The sequence below is a fragment of the Janthinobacterium sp. HH106 genome, assembly GCF_001758725.1.
Lineage (GTDB): Bacteria > Pseudomonadota > Gammaproteobacteria > Burkholderiales > Burkholderiaceae_D > Janthinobacterium.
The window spans coordinates 26,196-44,003 of record NZ_LRIC01000047.1 but is presented as its reverse complement, the minus strand read 5'-3'; the positions used below and the strand labels follow the sequence as shown (position 1 = coordinate 44,003).

The following is a 17,808-nucleotide window of genomic DNA, read 5'->3' as shown; positions in this document are numbered from 1 at the left end:
TCCTCCTTGGTTAGCTTTGTTAATTCAGATCAAAAGCGATCACATGAACAAAGTATGCGCGCTTTCGTCTTTCGCAAAAAGCGGCCGCGCGGCAAAAGATTTATGCCTTGGACGCAACAGTCTTGTTTTTCAGCTGCAGGGCGGCGATGTAGCGGCTCCGGTAGGCGGGGTCTTCCGGCGTCAGCAAGCTGAGCCTGTCGCGCGCGCGCGTGGCGGCCACATAGAAACGGTTCTCTTCTTCCAGCGGGTCAGTCTTGCTGCGCGGGAATTCGTCGACGGCCAGGTAAGGCAGGATCACGTGGTTGTATTCGAGGCCCTTGATCTGGTCGATGCAGGCGATGACCAGCTTGGCCTTGCCAGTCGAGACCGTCACGGCGTCTTCCATCTCGCCCAGCCAGCCGGCGAAGCCGCCCAGCGCCACGCCCGCTTCGCGGCACACGGCAATGAAGCCATGCAGGGAACGGGCCACGACCCGCGCCTGGGCAGGGTCGACATAGATGCGGCGCGCCGTCTGTTCCAGCTGCATCAGGCCAAAGATGTGCTGCAGCGCGTCGCCGGCCAGGGCGTCGGGGGGCAGCGCGCGCAGGTAGTCGACGGCGGCCAGGGTCAGCGCCGCCTTGTCCTGGTTCTGCGACTTGGCCAGCTGGTTCGTCAAGAAGCCTTCCAGCAAGTCCGGGTAGTTGGCCACATCGGCCTTGGCTTGCTGCAATTCCGTGCGCGTAAACGGGATTTCCGCGAAGGCCACCAGGGCTTCGAGGATTTCGCCGCGGCGCGGGCCGCTCTTGATCGCGTGCAAATCCTTGCGGGCGATGGCGACCATGCCACGCAGCATCAGCACTTCCAGGCTCAGCAGATAACTGTTCATGTCCACCAGGCCATACGCGATGCCGCTCTGGAACAGGGCCGTTTCCACGCGGATCGCCTGGTCGCGGTCGCGCAGCAAGATGGCCGTCGTGCCCGCATGTGCGTGTTCGAGCGCGGCGATCAGCTGGGCGCTGCACGCTTGCGGCTGCGCATGGTCATACTCGAGCAGTTCAATGTGGGTGGCGCGCGACAGGGCCGACACGCTGGGCTTGTTTTTCAGCACGCCCACGGCCTGCGCCAGTTGCGGGCCGTAGCGGTAGGACGCCGTCAGCGGCAGGCGCTGCAAGGCGGGAAATTCCTGCTCGAAGCGCTGGCGCAGGAAGCGGTGGTCAGCGCCCGACCACGTGTAGATCACTTGATCCTTGTCGCCGGCGCCGCAGAAAAAGGCGTTGCCGCGGCGTATCAGCATGGTCAGCAGGCGGAACGACGCCTCGTTCAAGTCGTGCAATTCATCGGCCACGATGATCTGGAACGCGGGCAATTGCTGGCGCAGCGGCTCGTCGCCGTCGAGCATGCGCACGAGGTCGTAGGTGGCGTCGAAGGGCGCGCGGAACTGGATATCGCCCGTGTCGGCGCCGCGCAAGCCTTCATATTCGCGCAGCCACAGATAATGCGTGCGCGACATGCCCAGCATTTCCAGGTTGTCGTCCAGGGAATTGCTCTCGAAGTCGGGATTCTGGAAATCCAGGCGCGCCTTGGTGCGCAATTGCAGTTTCAGGAATTCGGCGATGGCGCCATTCGTCGTGTTGATTTCCAGCGGATAGCGGTGAGCGTATTTCTCGGAGACCACTTCCAGCGCTTCCCAGGCCACGGGGCGCAGCTCTTCATCGCTGCGCATGGAGGCCACCTGCATGTTTTCCAGCTGCAACAGCACCTTGGCGGCAAAGGCGTCGAAGGTGTCGATCGTCAGGCGCTTGACGACGCCCAGCGGCACGCCCACTTCCAGCAGGCGCTGGCGCAGGGCCACGCGCGCCGCTTCCGTGAAGACGAGGGCCAGCATGCGTTCGGGCGCGCGGCCCCGGTGCAGGGCTTCGGCCAGGCGCAGGGCCAGGGTCGTCGTCTTGGCCGCGCCGGCATTGGCGTCGATCAAGACCACTTTCTTTTGCGCCGTCTGGATGGCGACCTGCTCCGGCGTGGGCGTGATGCGTTTGGGAATGAACTGCGGGGCGTTATCTGTACTCAAGGGTATCCTGAAATGATGTCTGTTCTCGGCGCGCTACCAGGCGCAGGTGCGCAAGCCGGCAAAGATGTCGCCCCGTTCGGGCGCATGGAAGGCGCGCATGCGGGCCGAATGCAGGCGCGGCGGCGTGGCGAAGGAGGCGCCGCGCAGTACCTGGTGCTGCATGAAATACGGCGCCGAATATTCGCGCCAGGCATCCACCGCAAAGCCCGGATACGGCTCGAACGGCGTCGCCGTCCACTCCCACACCTGGCCCCAGTGAAAGCGCGGGTGGCCGGACAGCGCAGCATACTCCCATTCCGCCTCGGTCGCCAGGCGGCGCCCCGCCCAGGCGCAATAGGCCTGCGCTTCATACAGGTTGATGTGGCGCACGGCTTCGTTCGGCGGCAAGGTCGTGCGCTGCCCGAAACGCATGGTGCGCCACTGCGTCGCTTCGCGCAGCCAGTACAGCGGCGACGAGCGCTCCTGCCGCATCAGCCAGGCGCTGCCGGCCGCGCTCCAGAACTGGCGGTTCTGGTAGCCGCCATCGGCGACGAAGTCGGCAAACTGGGCATTGGATACGGCGCAGGCATCGATGGAAAACGGCGCCACGTAGCAGCTGTGGGGCGGCGATTCATTGTCGAAGGCAAACCCGGCATCGCGCGGCGAGCCCAGTGCAATGGTACCGCCAGGAAAAGCGATCTGGCCCGCTCCGGGCGGCAAGGCCGGGCTGGCCGCAAGGGATTCCGGTGCTTCCAGGCCCAGCCATTGCAGACCGGCCAGCATTTCCTCGCCACACAAGTCTTCATGGGCCAGGGCCAGCCGGTACGGCGCCAGGGCGCTGTCGACATTGGCTTCGCGCGACAGTTTATCGAGGACCCTGTCGAGTACTTCGTGGCAATACGTTTTGACGGCGCCAGGACTGGGCAGTTCCAGCGTCCAGCGCGCGCGCTGCTGCACCATGTTGGCGTCGAACAAGTCGTCGCCGCGTGTCAGCAGGGAGTTATAAATGGCATCGGCCGGATGGCTGGACGCCGCTTCGCGCAGGATGAACCACTCGGCAAACCAGGCGATCTGCGCCAGTTGCCATAAAGGCGGATTGAGGCGCGGATGACGGGGCAGGCCCGCCACCACGTCCAGGCCGGCAGTGACGTAACAGTCAAACAGGGAAAGGGTGTCCTGGCGCGCGGCCAGCAGCGACTGGGCCAGTTGCTGCGCGCCGGCTTGGCGAAAAGAGGCGTTGATTAAAGTCATAGCCAGATTGTAACGACTTATGCCAACTTTGCACTAGTCGCACGGGAAACAGGCAGGGGATGCTCCCCTCCCCGGCCTACTTGACCAGCAACTCGCTCTGCAGCGGCGTGACGACGGATTTGGGCATGCTGACGATAAAACTGCTGCCCTTGTCGGCCACGGACTGGATGGCCAGGGTACCGCCGTGGCGCAGCAGCACGTGCTTGACGATGGCCAGGCCCAGGCCCGTGCCCTGCGTTTCGCGCGAGCGGCTCTTGTCGACGCGGTAGAAACGTTCCGTCAGGCGCGAAATATGTTCCTGGCTGATGCCGATGCCCGTGTCTTGCGCGATGAATTGCGGTCCGGCCGGGCCATCCTGCCAGCGCAGGGTGATGGTGCCGCCGGCCGGCGTGTAGCGCACGGCGTTCGAGGCCAGGTTGCCGAAGGCGCTGTACAGTTCATCGTAGCTGCCCAGCACGTCGGGGCCGTCGCATTCCATGGTCACTTCATGCTTGCCGGCCGACAAGCCCTTGGCGTCGCGCAAGACTTGCTGCATGAGCTTTTTGATGTCCACGGGCTCGGGGCGCAGCGGATAGTCGACCGATTCCAGGCGCGACAGGGTCAGCATGTCCTCGATCAGATGCTGCATGCGGTGGCCCTGCTCCGTCATCAGCTTGAGGTGGGCGGCGCGCGTGGCGGCATCCAGGTCCAGCTCGGCGGAAGCGATTTCCAGGAAGCCCACGATGACCGTCAGCGGCGTGCGCAATTCGTGCGAAGCGTTGGCGATGAAGTCGCGGCGCATCATTTCGATGCGTTCCGTCTCCGTCACGTCGTGCGTGACGAGGATCTGGCGGCGGTTCTCGAACGGGATGATTTGCACGATCAGCTTGCGGTTGCGGAAGGTAATCGTCAGCGGCTGGTCGTAGCGGCCCAGGATGATGTAATCCATGAACTCGGGGCTGCGGATCAAATTCGTCACGCGCATGCCCTTGTCGCGCTCGTGCGTGAGGCCCAGGTGTTTCTCGGCGGCAGGATTGCACCATTCAAGGAACAGCACGTCGTCCATGATGACTACGCCGTCCGGCAACAGATGCATGGCCTGGCGGAAACGCGCCAGCCATTCCGTCAGCTCGGCCTGGTTTTTCTCGTCATCGCGGCGCATGCGGTACAGGCGCGCGAAGATGCTGGTCCAGGCGCCCCAGCCGTCGGGCAGCTTGGCGCTTTGCGGATTGTCCAGCCAGTTACTCAGCTGGAAAAGATACGACAGCTGCACGAACACCATCATGGCCATCAGCACGAAGGCGATGCCCAGCGCATACGTGGCGCCGAACAGATACCAGACGACGGCCACGCCCAGCAGCGCCAGCACCATGCGCAGGGCGGCCGGTACCCAGAACAGCAATTTCGGATTCATAGAGTGAGGCTTTACTTTTCAGACAACATGTAGCCGACGCTGCGCACCGTCTTGATCAGGCTTTCCGCCTCTTTCAAGGCTTTGCGCAAGCGCAATACGTGGACATCGACCGTGCGTTCCTCGATCACCACATGGTCGCCCCACACCTTGTCGAGCAGCTGGCTGCGCGAAAACACGCGCTCCGGATGGGCCAGCAGGAATTTCAGCAGCTTGTATTCGGCATGGCCGATATCGATCTTCTGTTCATCCATCATGACGGTGCAGCTGACGGGGTCCAGGGCCACGTTGCCGGCGCGCATGGGCGCCTGCGCGTGTTCCGGACTCTTGCGTCGCAACAGCGCTTTGGCGCGGGCCAGCAGCTCGCGCGGCGAGAACGGCTTGGTGACGTAATCGTCGGCCCCGCTGTTCAGTCCGGCCAGCTTGTCTTCTTCCATGCTCTTGGCGGTGAGCATGATGACGGGGATGGCGGCGAAATTGCGGTCGGCGCGGATGCGCGACAGCAGGCGCAAACCCGTCTGGTCCGGCAGCATCCAGTCCAGCAGGATCAGATGCGGCGTGCGATGCTGGATGAATTCCCAGGCATCGGCGACGTTTTGTACGGAACAGCAATTCCAGCCGGATTCGCGCAGCGAATAGGTCACCAGTTCAACGATGGCCGGCTCATCTTCAACAATCAATACCGTGGTTTTATCAGATGCCATAAAGCTTACTCAGGGAGCTCCTCGGAAATGGCGGGAGCAGCCACCTTGGTGTGGCGGATGTCCTTGCCTTCAACCACGTAAATCACGTATTCGGCGATGTTTTTCGCATGGTCGCCGATCCGTTCGATGGCCTTGGCCACCCACAGGGTATCGAGCGCCGCCGAAATCGTGCGCGGGTCTTCCATCATAAAGGTAATCAGGTTGCGCATGATAGACCGAAACTCATGGTCGATGATGGCGTCTTGTGCAATTAATTGTAATGCCTGCTTGCCATCGTTGCGCGCGAAGGCGTCCAGCGCGTCGTGCAGCATGTCGGTGGCCGTGTTGGCGATGCCGCGCACCATCTCGTAATGGTTGACGACGGCGTTGCCCCGCTTATGCAAGTTCTTCGCCACGCGGGCGATCTTGGTCGCCTCGTCGCCTACGCGCTCGAGGTCGGTAATCACCTTGATAGTGGCCATGATGGTGCGCAAGTCGTTGGCGGCCGGCTGGCGGCGCACGATCAAATGGCTGCAGGCATCGTCCAGCGACACTTCCAGCTGGTTGACGACGTCGTCTTCGCGCATCACGCGGTCGGCGCGTTCCGGGTTGCCGATGCGAAAGCATGTCATCGCGTCGAGGAACTGGGTTTCAACGATGCCGCCCATCAGGAGCACTTTCGAGCGGATCGCTTCGAGTTCGTTGTCGTATTGCTTGGATGAATGTTCGCCTATCATGCTGTCTCTCCGTATTCAGTAGTCTTGTATATCGTTATTCTGGGCGGATCAGCCGAAGCGGCCCGTGATGTAATCCTGCGTTTCCTTGCGGGCCGGATTCATGAAAATCTGGTCCGTTTCGCCGAATTCCACCAGCTCGCCCAGATACATATACGCCGTGTAGTCGGAGCAGCGCGCCGCCTGCTGCATATTGTGCGTCACGATGGCGATCGTGTAATCCTGTTTCAGTTCGCTGATCAGCTCTTCCACCTTCGAGGTCGAGATCGGGTCCAGCGCCGAGGTCGGCTCGTCGAGCAGCAAGACGTCCGGTTTCACGGCCACGCCGCGCGCGATGCACAGGCGCTGCTGCTGGCCGCCCGACAGCGACAGGCCGCTTTTCGTCAGCTTGTCCTTGACTTCGCCCCACAGCGCGGCCTTCTTCAGGGCCCACTCGACGCGCTCATCCATTTCGCCCTTCGACAGGTCTTCATACAGGCGCACGCCGAAGGCGATGTTGTCGTAGACGGACATGGGGAACGGCGTGGGCTTCTGGAACACCATGCCGACCTTGGCGCGCAGCATGTTGACGTCCTGGTCGGCGTCGAGCACGTTGCGGCCGCGGTACAGGATGGAGCCTTCCGCGCGCTGGCCCGGATACAGGTCGTACATGCGGTTCAGGGTGCGCAGCAGGGTCGACTTGCCACAACCGGACGGGCCGATGAAGGCCGTGACCTTCTTCTCGTGAATGTCCAGGTTGACGTTATGCAAGCTTTGCGTTTTGCCGTAAAAAAAGTTCAGGCCCGAAATCTCGATGGTTTTTTTCTTTGGCGCCAAGTCTTGGGCTGGATTCATTTGCGTATTCATATGGGTTCGCTTCGCTCGGTATCTGTTTAATGTGGGACTTTTTGGCTGAACACGGTGCGCGACAGGATATTCAGGGCCAGCACGCTGAAGGTGATCAGCAGTGCGCCGCCCCAGGCCAGCGAGCGCCAGTTGTCGTACGGGCTCATTGCAAACGATGCGATGACGGACGGCAAGTTGGCCATCGGCGCATTCATGTTAAAGCTTTGGAACTGGTTATTCAGGGCCGTGAACAGCAGCGGCGCCGTTTCGCCGGCGATGCGGGCCAGGGCCAGCAGTACGCCGGTGATGACGCCAGCTTTTACAGCGCGCAAGCGCACCAGGGTGGCGACCTTCCAGCGCGGCGCACCGAGGGCAAACGCGGCTTCCAGCAGGCTGTTCGGCACCAAGCGCAGCATATTGTCCGTCGTGCGCACCACCACGGGCACGGCGATCAGCGACAGGGCGATGGCGCCCGCATAGCCGGAGAAGTGTTTGACGTGGGCCACGTACAGCGCATACACGAACAGGCCGATGACGATCGATGGGGCCGACAGCATGATGTCGGTGACGAAACGCGTCACTTGCGCCAGCCTGTTTTCTTCGCCGTATTCGGCCAGGTAGATGCCGGCCAGGATGCCGATCGGGGTGCTGACGACGGTGGCCAGGCCCACCATCAGGGCGCTGCCGACGATGGCATTGATCAAGCCGCCGCCTTCGCTGCCGGGAGCCGGCGTCGTTTGCGTGAACAGATCGATGGACAAGGCGCCGAAACCCTTGATCACCAGGGTGAACAAAATCCACACGAGCACGGCCAGGCCCAGGGCCATGGCGGCCACCGACAGGGCGATGCCGACGCGGTGCATCAGCAGGCGCTTGCGGTAGACGGGGTTCATGGCCGGCTTGGCCGGAACGTCGAGGGTGCTAACTTGGCTGAGCTGGCTCATTTCGTGCCTTCCTTGCGGGACATGCCAGCCAGCATCAGCTTGGCGGCGGATAAGACGATAAAGGTGATGACAAACAGGATCAGGGCCAGCGAGAACAGCGACGATACGTGCAACGCCGATTGCGCTTCGCCGAATTCGTTCGCCAGCAGCGAGGTGATGCTGTTACCGGCGGCAAACAGCGACCACGACAGTTTATTCGCGTTGCCGATGACGAAGGTCACGGCCATGGTCTCGCCCAGCGCGCGGCCAAGGCCCAGCATGACGCCGCCGACGACGCCGGTCTTGGTGTATGGCAAGACGATCTTGCGCACCACTTCCCAGCGCGTGCAGCCCAGACCGTAGGCGGATTCCTTCAGCACGGCAGGGACGATTTCGAACACATCGCGCATCACGGAAGCGATGAAGGGGATGATCATGATGGCCAGCACCAGGCCGGCCGTCAGCAGGCCGATGCCCATCATGGGGCCGCTGAACAGCTGGCCGATGACGGGCACGTTGCCCAGCGTGGCTTTCAGCAGGGGCTGGACGTGGTCGGCGAACAGGGGCGCGAAGACGAACAGGCCCCAGATGCCGTAGATGATCGATGGCACGCCGGCCAGCAGCTCGACAGCCGTGCCCAGCGGGCGGCGCAGCCAGGCCGGGCAGATTTCCGTGAGGAACAGGGCGATGCCGAAGCTGACGGGAAAGGCGATCAGCAAGGCGATGACGGACGTCACCAGGGTGCCGATGATGGGGATCAGGGCGCCGTACTGATCATTGACGGGGTCCCATTCCGCGGACACGATGAAATGCAGGCCGAAGGTCTTGAAGGCCGGTATCGATTCCATGATCAGCGAAATGATGATGCCGACCAGGACGATCAGCACCGACAGGGCGAACAGCATCGTCACCTTGTGGAACATGAAATCCTGGAAGCGCTGCTTGCGCATGGTGGAAAGCATTTGCGCGTGACTGATGGAATCGGTCATGGTGCCGCCTGGCAGGGGGATCGTGGAGGAGGTAGATTGTGCGCTCATATTGTGCCAGATGTGGGTGGTACTGCCGGTGCTGCTGTTTTAATACGCCTGTCAAAACCTACTGCGCGTCGGGATTTACGGCCTGCGATGCTCACTGTACCTTTGTACAGTTGCGCTTCTCGACCGCAACTCCCTTCCGCTCGCTACGGTTTTGTCAGGCGTCGTTGCTTTTATTCTTTCAGCTACTTTTATTCTTTTAGCCAGGACCGTCTGCAAGGGCTTGCGGGCGGTCCTGGCTAACTCCCTGCCCCGCCATACTGCCGGCGGGGCAAGGATGAATGACTCAGGCTATGCGATTAGTAGATCGACTTGCCCGATGCATCTTTCAAATTGGCTTTCCACGATTCCTGCACCAGTTTCACGACCGATGCCGGCATCGGCACGTAGTCCAGTTCGACGGCAGCAGGGCCGCCGTTCTTGTAGGCCCAGTCGAAGAATTTCAGGACTTCTTTTGCCTTGGCTGGGTCAGCCTGGACTTTGTGCATCAGGATGAACGACACGCCCGTGATAGGCCAGCTGTTCTTGCCAGCCTGGTCGGTCAGGACCACGCCGAAGCCTGGGGTTTGCGTCCAGGGTGCCGAAGCGGCGGCGGCCTTGAAGTTTTCGTCGTCAGGCTGCAGGAAGTTGCCGTCCTTGTTTTGCAGCTGGGTGTGCGACATCTTGTTTTTCTTGGCGTAAGCCCACTCGACGTAGCCGATCGAACCCTTGATACGCTGTACGTTTGCTGCAACGCCTTCGTTACCCTTGCCGCCCACGCCCACGGCCCATTTCACGGCCGAGCCAGCGCCGATTTTCGATTTGAATTCCGGGTTGGTTTTCGACAGGAAGTCGGTGAACAGGAACGAGGTGCCCGAACCGTCGGCGCGGTGCACCACGGTGATTTCCGTGTCCGGCAGCTTGACGCCACTGTTCAGTGCGGCGATTTCAGGCGCGCTCCACTTGGTGATCTTGCCCAGGTAGATGTCGCCAACGACTTTACCCGTCATTTTCAGCTGGCCTGGGGTCACGCCGTCGAGGTTGACGATGGTGACCACGCCGCCCATGATGGCCGGGAACTGCATCAGGCCCGCTTCTTCCAGCTCTTCCGCCTTCAAAGGCATGTCCGAAGCGCCGAATTCAACAGTCTTGGCCTTGATTTGCTTGATGCCGGCGCCGGAACCGACGGACTGGTAGTTCAGGCCGTTGCCCGTGTTGGCTTTGTACGTTTCAGCCCATTTGGCGTAAATCGGGTACGGGAAGGTTGCACCAGCACCTGTCATATCTGCCGCCATGACGGAAGCGGAAGAAAATGCCATCGCTGCCGAAGCACCCACGACGATAAATTTGAACATTTGCTTCATTTGCATATCAAGTCCTCAGGGTTGTTAGGGCTCAAAGTCCCGGTTGAATGCTGCGCAGTCTAGCAAGCGAATATGACAGGTTTATGACATGGGCAAAAAATCCTGAAATAATTGGCTACGCCCCGGGAACCGCCCTTTTCGGCGCGAAAAATGACAGGGCGGGCGACGCTTTATGACAGCTTATGTCACGCTTACGTCATATTTCATGATTACACTCACAACGCGTCATACGCGATGAAATACGGATGAAATACGGCTAGAATTAACTATCTGCAAAGACAAAAGAATATGAAACCTGAACTGCACACGGAAGTGACCAAATCGGGCATCCTGCTTGACCGCGAACTGTCGCAACTGACTTTCAACCGGCGCGTGATGGCCCAGGCGGAAGACCCGAACATTCCGCTGCTCGAGCGCCTGCGCTACCTGTGCATCGTCAGCAGCAACATGGATGAGTTCTTCGAAGTGCGCGTGGCCAGTCTGCTGGCGGCCGGCAGCATCGGCGGTTCGCTGGCCGGCCACCCTGCCCTGGCGGCCAATCTGGAGCGCATCGGCAAGGAATGCCATGCGCTGGTGGAACGCCAGTACGAGATATTAAATAGCGAAGTCTTGCCGGCCCTGCGCGAAGCGGGCGTGCATTTGCTGCGCGACAACGACCGCAACGATGCGCAGCGCGCCTGGGTCAAGCAGTATTTCGACCGCGAAGTGCGCCCCCTGCTGACCCCTATCGGCCTGGACCCGGCCCACCCGTTCCCGCAAGTGGTGAATAAAAGCCTCAATTTCATCGTCTCGCTGAGCGGCAAGGATGCGTTCGGCCGCGGCACGGCCATCGCCATCGTCAAGGCGCCCCGTGTCTTGCCGCGCGTCATCAAGCTGCCGGACGACATTTCCGGCGACGGCGTGTCCTTCTGCCTGTTGTCTTCCGTGATTCATGCGCATATCTCGGATTTGTTCGCCGGGCGCGAAGTAATTGCCTATTCGCAATTTCGCGTCACGCGCGACAGCGACCTGTGGGTGGACGAGGACGAAGTCAAGAATCTGCGCCAGGCCCTGAAGGGCGAGCTCGTGGGGCGCCAGTTCGGCACCTCGGTGCGCCTGGAAGTGGCGCGCAATTGCCCGCCAGAATTGTCACAGTTCCTGCTCGACCAGTTTAATCTGGATCAAAGCCGCCTCTACCGCGTCAACGGCCCCGTGAACCTCGTGCGCCTGTCGGAAATGATCGACCACGTCAAGCAGCCCGAGCTGCGCTTCCCGCCGTTCTTCCCGGGCCTCGCGCACAAGGCCATCGGCAACGACATCTTTGCCGCGCTGACCAAGCATGACATCCTGCTGCACCACCCGTATCAATCGTTCCAGACGGTGATCGACTTCATCCGCAGCGCCGCCTACGACCCGTCCGTCGTCGCCATCAAGCAGACGATCTACCGCACGGGCATGAACTCGGACCTGATGGAGTCCTTGATCACGGCGGCGAAGATGGGCAAAGAGGTAACGGTCATCGTGGAATTGATGGCGCGTTTCGACGAAGAAGCCAATATCAACTGGGCCGACAAGCTGGAACAGGCGGGCGCGCAAGTCGTGTACGGCGTGGTGGGCCTGAAAACCCACGCCAAGGTGGCGCTCGTCATCCGCCGCGAAGAAGGCGCGCTGCGCTTCTACGCCCACTTGGGCACCGGCAACTACCACCCCACGACCACCAAGCTGTACACGGATTTCGGCTTGCTGACGGCGAACCAGGACCTGGCTGTGGAAGTGAACGAAGTCTTCATCCACCTGACCAGCCTGACCAAGCCGCACAATCTGAACCATTTGTGGCTGGCGCCGTTCGGCCTGCAAAGCGAAATCATCAAGGCCATCCGCAACGAGGCGAAGATCGCCCGTTCAGGCCGGCGCGGTCGCATCATCGTGAAGGTCAACGCGCTAGTCGATGAATCCGTGATCCGCGCCCTGTATGCGGCCTCGACCGATGGCGTGAAGATCGACCTGATCGTGCGCGGCGCCTGCACCCTGAAACCGGGCGTGCCAGGCTTGTCGGAAAACATCAAGGTGCGCTCCGTGATCGGCCGCTTCCTCGAGCACAGCCGCATTTACTACTTCCGCAACGACCTGGCGCACGATGTCTACCTGGCCAGCGCCGACTGGATGAGCCGCAACCTGTTCCGCAGGGTGGAAGTGGCCTTCCCCGTGCTGGACCGGGCGCTGAAACGGCGCGTGATCGCCGAGGGCTTGAACCCATATTTGAAGGATAATACCAATGCATGGGAGCTGGAGCCGACGGGCCATTATGCGCGCCGCAAGCCGCGCGGCAAGCAGATGCCGTTCAGCGCCCAGCAATACCTGATGCACACACTGGGCACGCCGGGCGCGGAGGTCGGCGAATAGGCAACTCTACACACAGGAGTACAGCATGGATCTCATCTTGTGGCGACACGCAGAAGCCGAGCCGGGCCTCCCCGACCTCGAACGCGCCCTGACCGTCAAAGGCCAGAAACAGGCGCGCCGCATGGGGGAGTGGCTGGCCTCGCAACTACCGGAAAATTGCCGCATCCTCGTCAGCCCCGCCCTGCGCACCCTGCAAACGGCGGAGGCGCTGGGGCGCAAGTTCAAGCTGATGCCGGAACTTGCGCCCGGCGCCGAGGCGGAAGACATCCTGAAGGCGGCCAACTGGCCCGGCGGCAAGGAAACCGTGCTCATCGTCGGCCACCAACCCACCCTGGGCCAGGCAGCCGCCCTGCTGCTGACGGGCGAAGAGCAGGAATGGGAAATGCGCAAGGCCAGCGCGTGGTGGTTCTCCCAGCGCGAGCCAGGCGACCCCGTCAGTGTCTATTTGAAAGCCGTGATGGCGCATGATCTGGTGGTGAAATAAAATACTAAAACAGAGAAATGCGCAAGGCCAGCGCAGGATGGACAGGTTCTCCCAGCGCGAACCAGGTGACCCCGTCAGCGTCTATTTGAAAGCCGTGATGGCGCATGATCTGGTGGTGAAATAGTAAAACAGGGAAATGCGCAAGGCCAGCGCAGGATGGACAGGTTCTCCCAGCGCGAGCCAGGTGACCCTGTCAGCGTCTATTTGAAGGCCGTGATGGCGCATGATCTGGTGGTGAAATAGGCCACGGGGTCAGACCCGCCGGGTCTGACCCCAGATTGAAATGCGCAAAAAGTGCGCTGGGACAAATACTGGTGGAGTTCACAACTCAGCAGCCTTGTAAAGCGCTGCCGATCTGCTAGAGTTTAATTGCATCAACTACGTGCTGGAGCGCTGCTCCGGCACATTGAGCAACCCAGCGGACGGCCGTCCAACGGCGGCTGAAAGACCATGTTAATCACCTTCCTCGTTTTTCTCTTCATCGCCATCTTCGCCGCCATCATCGGCTTTGTCGCCTTTGAACTGGTCGAAGAAATGCGCGGCAGCCACCATAAGCTGATGGACCGCTATCACGAGTAGCGTTCACCTCGGCACTATCGCATGGCGCCAGCGACGGCCAACAGGACCGTCTCTCGCGCCATCCTTGTTTTTACACTCCCGTATTACACTCCCGTATTACACTCCCGTCTTGAACTTCGTATAAATGCGCGTCATCAAGCGGCGGATATCGGCCGTGGTCGCTTCCGGCGCCGCCATGCGCTGCTTGTCGGCGTCCGACAGGAAGATGGCCTTGCTCTCGCCGATGTCCTTGCGTACATATTTGATGCTGGCCGGATTCGGATTCGCGTAAAAGACCTTGTTGCTCAGGCTGGCATGCACTTGCGGACGCAGGATGTAGTTGATGAACAGGTGCGCATTGTTCGGATGCGGCGCGTCGGCGGGAATGGCCATGGTGTCGAACATCAGGGCGGCCGTCTTCGGCACCAGCACCTGGATCACATTGCCATTCTTCGCGTCGATGGCGCGCTGGCGCGCGATATTGATGTCCCCCGACCAGCCCAGCGCGACGCAGACGGAACCGTTGGCCATGTCATTGATGTAGCCTGAGGAGCTGAACAAGGTTACGTAGGGGCGGATCGCCTGCAGCACCTTGCCCGCTTCCTGGTAGTCGGCGGCCGTTTTCGAGTACGCGGGCTTGCCCAGGTATTGCAGGGCGGCCGGCAGCACTTCCGACGGCGAGTCGAGGAAGGACACGCCGCACGATTTCAGCTTCGATGCATATTTCGGGTCGAAGATCAGGTCCCACGCGTTGTCGGGCATGGGCATGCCGCCCAGCGCGGCCTTGACCTTGTTGACGTTGATGCCCACCGTCGTGTAGCCCCACAGCCAGTCGACCAGGTAATCGTTGTTCGGGTCGATCTTCGACAATTTCGCCTGCAGGTTCGGATCGAGGTTGCCCAGGTTGGTCAGCTTGCTCTTGTCGAGCTTGCGCAGCAGGCCCGCATCGATCTGCAGCCGCGCCCACTGGGCCGTCGGCACGACGATGTCGTAGCCGGACTTGCCCGCCACCAGTTTCGCATTGAGGATTTCGTTATTGTCGAAAACGTCGTAGCGTACCTTGATGCCCGTTTCCTTCTCAAAATTCTTGATCGTATCGTCGCCGATATAGTCCGACCAGTTGTAGATGTTCAGGACTTTTTCTTCCTGGGCGTGCGCAGGCAAGGCCAGCACGGCCGCCGCCAAGGTCAGTCCCAGTCCAATGCGCCGCCCTGCTTGCCATGTGTTTGCCATCGTACCGCCTCCGAAAATTAGTCAGAAAATAGTGACGATGATAGCAAGAAGGGCGGCATCAGGTCTAGCCTGATACCGCCCTGCCTGAGGACGTCTAACAAAACCTACTGCGCGTCGCGCTTTGCGGCCTGCGATGCTCACCGTACTAGAGTACGGTTGCGCTTCTCTGCCACAAATCACTGCCGCTCGCTACGGTTTTGTTAGACGTCGCAAATCGTCGCACATCTTCCTCACTGCAAATGCCGTAAAACTGGGGTCAGACCCGACGGGGGAAGCTGCCCCAATGGGGTAGCTTCCAATCCCGCAGGGACTGACCAGCCAACATTACACCTTGTCCAGCCCCACCTGCGCCCCTGTAAACACCAGGTTGCCGTTCTGGGCGTCGATGCGGATCTCGTCTTTCGGGCCGAAGCGGCCTTCGAGAATCAGCTTCGACAGCGGATTTTCGATCTGCTGCTGGATCGCCCGTTTCAAAGGACGGGCGCCATACACCGGGTCGTAGCCCGCTTCGGCGATCTGCTGCAGCGCGGCGTCCGTCAAGCTCAGCTGCATGTCCATGCGTTCCAGGCGTTCTTCGAGAATTTTGAGCTGGATCTTCGCGATCGCGCCGATGTTTTTCTCGTCGAGGCCGTGGAACACGACGATTTCGTCGATACGGTTGACGAACTCGGGACGGAAGTGCGAGCGTACCTCGGCCATCACGGCCAGCTTCACGACACCGGGATCATCGCTTTCCATCGCCTGGATCTTATGCGAACCCAGGTTCGAGGTCATGATGATGACGGTATTCTTGAAATCCACCGTACGGCCCTGGCCGTCCGTCATGCGTCCGTCGTCGAGCACTTGCAGCAGCACGTTGAAGACGTCGGCATGCGCTTTTTCCACTTCGTCGAGCAGGATCACGCTGTACGGCTTGCGGCGCACGGCTTCCGTCAGGTAGCCGCCCTCGTCGTAGCCCACGTAGCCCGGTGGCGCGCCGATCAGACGGGCCACGGAATGCTTCTCCATGAACTCGCTCATGTCGATGCGGATCATCGATTCCTCCGTATCGAACAGGAAGGTCGCCAGCGCCTTGCTCAGCTCGGTCTTGCCCACGCCCGTCGGTCCCAGGAACATGAAGGAACCATAGGGACGGTTCGGATCGGAGAGGCCGGCGCGCGAGCGGCGGATGGCGTCGGCCACAGCCGTGATCGCTTCATCCTGGCCCACGACGCGCTCATGCAGCTTCTCTTCGATGTGCAGCAGCTTGTCGCGTTCGCCCTGCATCATGCGCGACACGGGAATCCCCGTCGCGCGCGACACCACTTCGGCGATTTCCTCGGCGCCCACTTCCGTGCGCAGCAATTTCGGCTGGTCAGGGTCAAGTTTCGGGATGCCGCTGTCGGCCTGCTTGAGCTGGGCTTCCAGCTGCGGCAACTTGCCATACTGCAGCTCCGACACTTTCTGCCAGTTGCTCTCGCGCGTGGCCTGCTCCATCTGCAGCTTGACTTGCTCGATCTCTTCCTTGATGTGCGTGCTGCCCTGCACCACGGCCTTTTCCGCCTTCAGGATTTCCTCGAAGTCATTGTATTCGCGCTGCAGCTTGACGATCTCTTCCTCGATCAGGCCCAGGCGGCGCAGCGATGCTTCGTCTTTTTCCTTCTTGACGGCTTCGCGCTCGATTTTCAGCTGGATCAAGCGGCGTTCCAGCTTGTCCATCACTTCCGGCTTCGAATCGATCTCGATCTTGATCTTCGCCGCCGCCTCGTCGATCAGGTCGATGGCCTTATCGGGCAGGAAGCGGTCCGTGATGTAGCGGTGCGACAATTCCGCCGCGGCAATGATGGCCGCGTCCGTGATTTCCACCTTGTGATGCAGCGCGTACTTATCCTGCAAGCCGCGCAGGATGGCGATCGTCGCCTCCACGGTCGGCTCGTCGACGAGCACTTTCTGGAAGCGGCGTTCCAGCGCGGCATCCTTTTCGATGTATTTGCGGTATTCGTCGAGCGTGGTGGCGCCCACGCAGTGCAGCTCGCCGCGCGCCAGTGCCGGTTTGAGCATATTACCGGCATCCATCGCGCCGTCGGCCTTGCCCGCGCCCACCATGGTGTGCATCTCGTCGATGAAGACGATGGTTTGCCCTTCATCCATGGCCAGTTCCTTGAGCACGGACTTCAGGCGCTCTTCGAACTCGCCGCGGAACTTGGCACCGGCAACCAGGGCGGCCATGTCCAGCGCCAGCACGCGCTTGCCTTTCAGCGATTCAGGCACTTCGCCATTGACGATGCGCTGCGCCAGGCCTTCGACGATGGCCGTCTTGCCCACGCCCGGCTCGCCGATCAGCACGGGATTGTTCTTGCTGCGGCGCTGCAGGATCTGGATGGTGCGGCGGATTTCATCGTCGCGGCCGATCACGGGATCGAGCTTGCCCTTGCGCGCCCGCTCCGTCAGGTCCAAGGTGTATTTTTTCAAGGCTTCGCGCTGGCCTTCGGCTTCCTGCGAATCGACCTTGTTGCCGCCGCGTACGGCGTCGATGGCCGCCTCCAGCGCCTTGCGGGTCAGGCCGTTTTCGCGCGCCAGCTTGCCGCAGTCGGACTTGTCGTCCGTCATGGCAAGCAAGACCATTTCGCTGGACACGAACTGGTCGCCCGCCTTCTGCGATTCCTTGTCGGCCAGGTTCAGCAAGGCCACGAATTCGCGGCTCACCTGCACGTCGCCGCCCGTGCCCGAGACCTTCGGCAAGCGTTCGATGGACGCGCCCAGGGCCTTGGACAGGCCGCCCACGTTGACGCCGGCCCGCTGCAACAGCGAGCGGGCGCCGCCGTCGTCCTGGTTCAACAGGGCCGTCAGCAGGTGGACTGGTTCGATATAGGGATTGTCGTTGCCCACGGCCAAGCTTTGCGCGTCGGCCAGGGCTTCCTGTAACTTGGTAGTCAGTTTATCTTGTCGCATGAAAAGCGCTC

At 61.2% G+C, this 17,808-nt stretch carries 14 protein-coding genes; 3 read left to right on the top strand and 11 right to left on the bottom strand.

Going from position 1 to position 17,808, the window contains the following annotated elements:
- Window positions 1-100: 100 nt before the first annotated feature.
- The 9 genes from JAB8_RS17455 to pstS form a co-directional block, all read right to left on the bottom strand.
- Window positions 101-2,047 (bottom strand): ATP-dependent helicase, encoded by a 1,947-nt coding sequence (locus tag JAB8_RS17455; protein ID WP_070290774.1) that lies wholly within the window; start codon window positions 2,045-2,047, stop codon window positions 101-103.
- Window positions 2,048-2,080: 33 nt separating this feature from the next.
- On the bottom strand, window positions 2,081-3,277 hold the full coding sequence (senA, locus tag JAB8_RS17450) for a selenoneine synthase SenA (protein WP_254679539.1): 1,197 nt from the start codon (window positions 3,275-3,277) through the stop codon (window positions 2,081-2,083).
- Between the two features lie 76 nt (window positions 3,278-3,353).
- The gene (gene phoR, locus JAB8_RS17445; RefSeq protein WP_070290773.1) at window positions 3,354-4,670 is read right to left on the bottom strand and encodes a phosphate regulon sensor histidine kinase PhoR; all 1,317 of its coding nucleotides are present in this window, start codon (window positions 4,668-4,670) and stop codon (window positions 3,354-3,356) included.
- Window positions 4,671-4,681: 11 nt separating this feature from the next.
- Window positions 4,682-5,371, bottom strand: coding sequence for a response regulator (locus JAB8_RS17440; protein ID WP_034755074.1), 690 nt, complete (start codon window positions 5,369-5,371; stop codon window positions 4,682-4,684).
- Window positions 5,372-5,376: 5 nt separating this feature from the next.
- Entirely contained in the window at window positions 5,377-6,087 is a 711-nt protein-coding gene (phoU, locus tag JAB8_RS17435) for a phosphate signaling complex protein PhoU (RefSeq protein ID WP_070218051.1), read from the bottom strand.
- 48 nt (window positions 6,088-6,135) lie between these two features.
- Window positions 6,136-6,930, bottom strand: coding sequence for a phosphate ABC transporter ATP-binding protein PstB (pstB, locus tag JAB8_RS17430; protein WP_034755069.1), 795 nt, complete (start codon window positions 6,928-6,930; stop codon window positions 6,136-6,138).
- Window positions 6,931-6,956: 26 nt separating this feature from the next.
- Window positions 6,957-7,853, bottom strand: a complete 897-nt coding sequence (gene pstA, locus JAB8_RS17425; protein WP_070290772.1) for a phosphate ABC transporter permease PstA — start codon at window positions 7,851-7,853, stop codon at window positions 6,957-6,959.
- Window positions 7,850-8,821: a phosphate ABC transporter permease subunit PstC gene (pstC, locus tag JAB8_RS17420; RefSeq protein WP_227742171.1), complete on the bottom strand. Its 972-nt coding sequence runs from the start codon at window positions 8,819-8,821 to the stop codon at window positions 7,850-7,852. The genes pstA and pstC overlap by 4 nt, the downstream gene beginning before the upstream one ends.
- 344 nt (window positions 8,822-9,165) lie before the next feature.
- On the bottom strand, window positions 9,166-10,215 hold the full coding sequence (pstS, locus tag JAB8_RS17415; protein WP_070218044.1) for a phosphate ABC transporter substrate-binding protein PstS: 1,050 nt from the start codon (window positions 10,213-10,215) through the stop codon (window positions 9,166-9,168).
- Window positions 10,216-10,497: 282 nt separating this feature from the next.
- Here pstS and ppk1 point away from each other — a divergent pair, with 282 nt between their 5' ends.
- From ppk1 to JAB8_RS30170, 3 genes are all read left to right on the top strand, one after another.
- On the top strand, window positions 10,498-12,591 hold the full coding sequence (gene ppk1, locus JAB8_RS17410; protein WP_070218042.1) for a polyphosphate kinase 1: 2,094 nt from the start codon (window positions 10,498-10,500) through the stop codon (window positions 12,589-12,591).
- Between the two features lie 25 nt (window positions 12,592-12,616).
- On the top strand, window positions 12,617-13,075 hold the full coding sequence (gene sixA, locus JAB8_RS17405) for a phosphohistidine phosphatase SixA (RefSeq protein WP_070290771.1): 459 nt from the start codon (window positions 12,617-12,619) through the stop codon (window positions 13,073-13,075).
- Between the two features lie 450 nt (window positions 13,076-13,525).
- Window positions 13,526-13,654: a hypothetical protein gene (locus JAB8_RS30170; RefSeq protein WP_256267160.1), complete on the top strand. Its 129-nt coding sequence runs from the start codon at window positions 13,526-13,528 to the stop codon at window positions 13,652-13,654.
- A gap of 96 nt (window positions 13,655-13,750) precedes the next feature.
- On the opposite strand, the gene JAB8_RS17400 is transcribed toward JAB8_RS30170, so the two are convergent.
- Window positions 13,751-14,866 (bottom strand): polyamine ABC transporter substrate-binding protein, encoded by a 1,116-nt coding sequence (locus tag JAB8_RS17400; RefSeq protein ID WP_070290770.1) that lies wholly within the window; start codon window positions 14,864-14,866, stop codon window positions 13,751-13,753.
- Window positions 14,867-15,190: 324 nt separating this feature from the next.
- A complete protein-coding gene (gene clpB / locus JAB8_RS17395; RefSeq protein WP_070290769.1) occupies window positions 15,191-17,797 on the bottom strand; it encodes an ATP-dependent chaperone ClpB in 2,607 nt (868 codons plus the stop codon).
- Window positions 17,798-17,808 lie beyond the last annotated feature (11 nt).

What these genes read in the sequence shown, in the direction of transcription:
- senA (WP_254679539.1), bottom strand. Translation starts at nt 3,277, where the DNA reads ATGACTTTAATCAACGCCTCTTTTCGCCAAGCCGGCGCGCAGCAACTG.
- phoR (WP_070290773.1), bottom strand. Translation starts at nt 4,670, where the DNA reads ATGAATCCGAAATTGCTGTTCTGGGTACCGGCCGCCCTGCGCATGGTG.
- JAB8_RS17440 (WP_034755074.1), bottom strand. Translation starts at nt 5,371, where the DNA reads ATGGCATCTGATAAAACCACGGTATTGATTGTTGAAGATGAGCCGGCC.
- phoU (WP_070218051.1), bottom strand. Translation starts at nt 6,087, where the DNA reads ATGATAGGCGAACATTCATCCAAGCAATACGACAACGAACTCGAAGCG.
- pstB (WP_034755069.1), bottom strand. Translation starts at nt 6,930, where the DNA reads ATGAATACGCAAATGAATCCAGCCCAAGACTTGGCGCCAAAGAAAAAA.
- pstA (WP_070290772.1), bottom strand. Translation starts at nt 7,853, where the DNA reads ATGAGCCAGCTCAGCCAAGTTAGCACCCTCGACGTTCCGGCCAAGCCG.
- pstC (WP_227742171.1), bottom strand. Translation starts at nt 8,821, where the DNA reads ATGACCGATTCCATCAGTCACGCGCAAATGCTTTCCACCATGCGCAAG.
- pstS (WP_070218044.1), bottom strand. Translation starts at nt 10,215, where the DNA reads ATGCAAATGAAGCAAATGTTCAAATTTATCGTCGTGGGTGCTTCGGCA.
- ppk1 (WP_070218042.1), top strand. Translation starts at nt 10,498, where the DNA reads ATGAAACCTGAACTGCACACGGAAGTGACCAAATCGGGCATCCTGCTT.
- sixA (WP_070290771.1), top strand. Translation starts at nt 12,617, where the DNA reads ATGGATCTCATCTTGTGGCGACACGCAGAAGCCGAGCCGGGCCTCCCC.
- JAB8_RS30170 (WP_256267160.1), top strand. Translation starts at nt 13,526, where the DNA reads ATGTTAATCACCTTCCTCGTTTTTCTCTTCATCGCCATCTTCGCCGCC.
- JAB8_RS17400 (WP_070290770.1), bottom strand. Translation starts at nt 14,866, where the DNA reads ATGGCAAACACATGGCAAGCAGGGCGGCGCATTGGACTGGGACTGACC.
- clpB (WP_070290769.1), bottom strand. Translation starts at nt 17,797, where the DNA reads ATGCGACAAGATAAACTGACTACCAAGTTACAGGAAGCCCTGGCCGAC.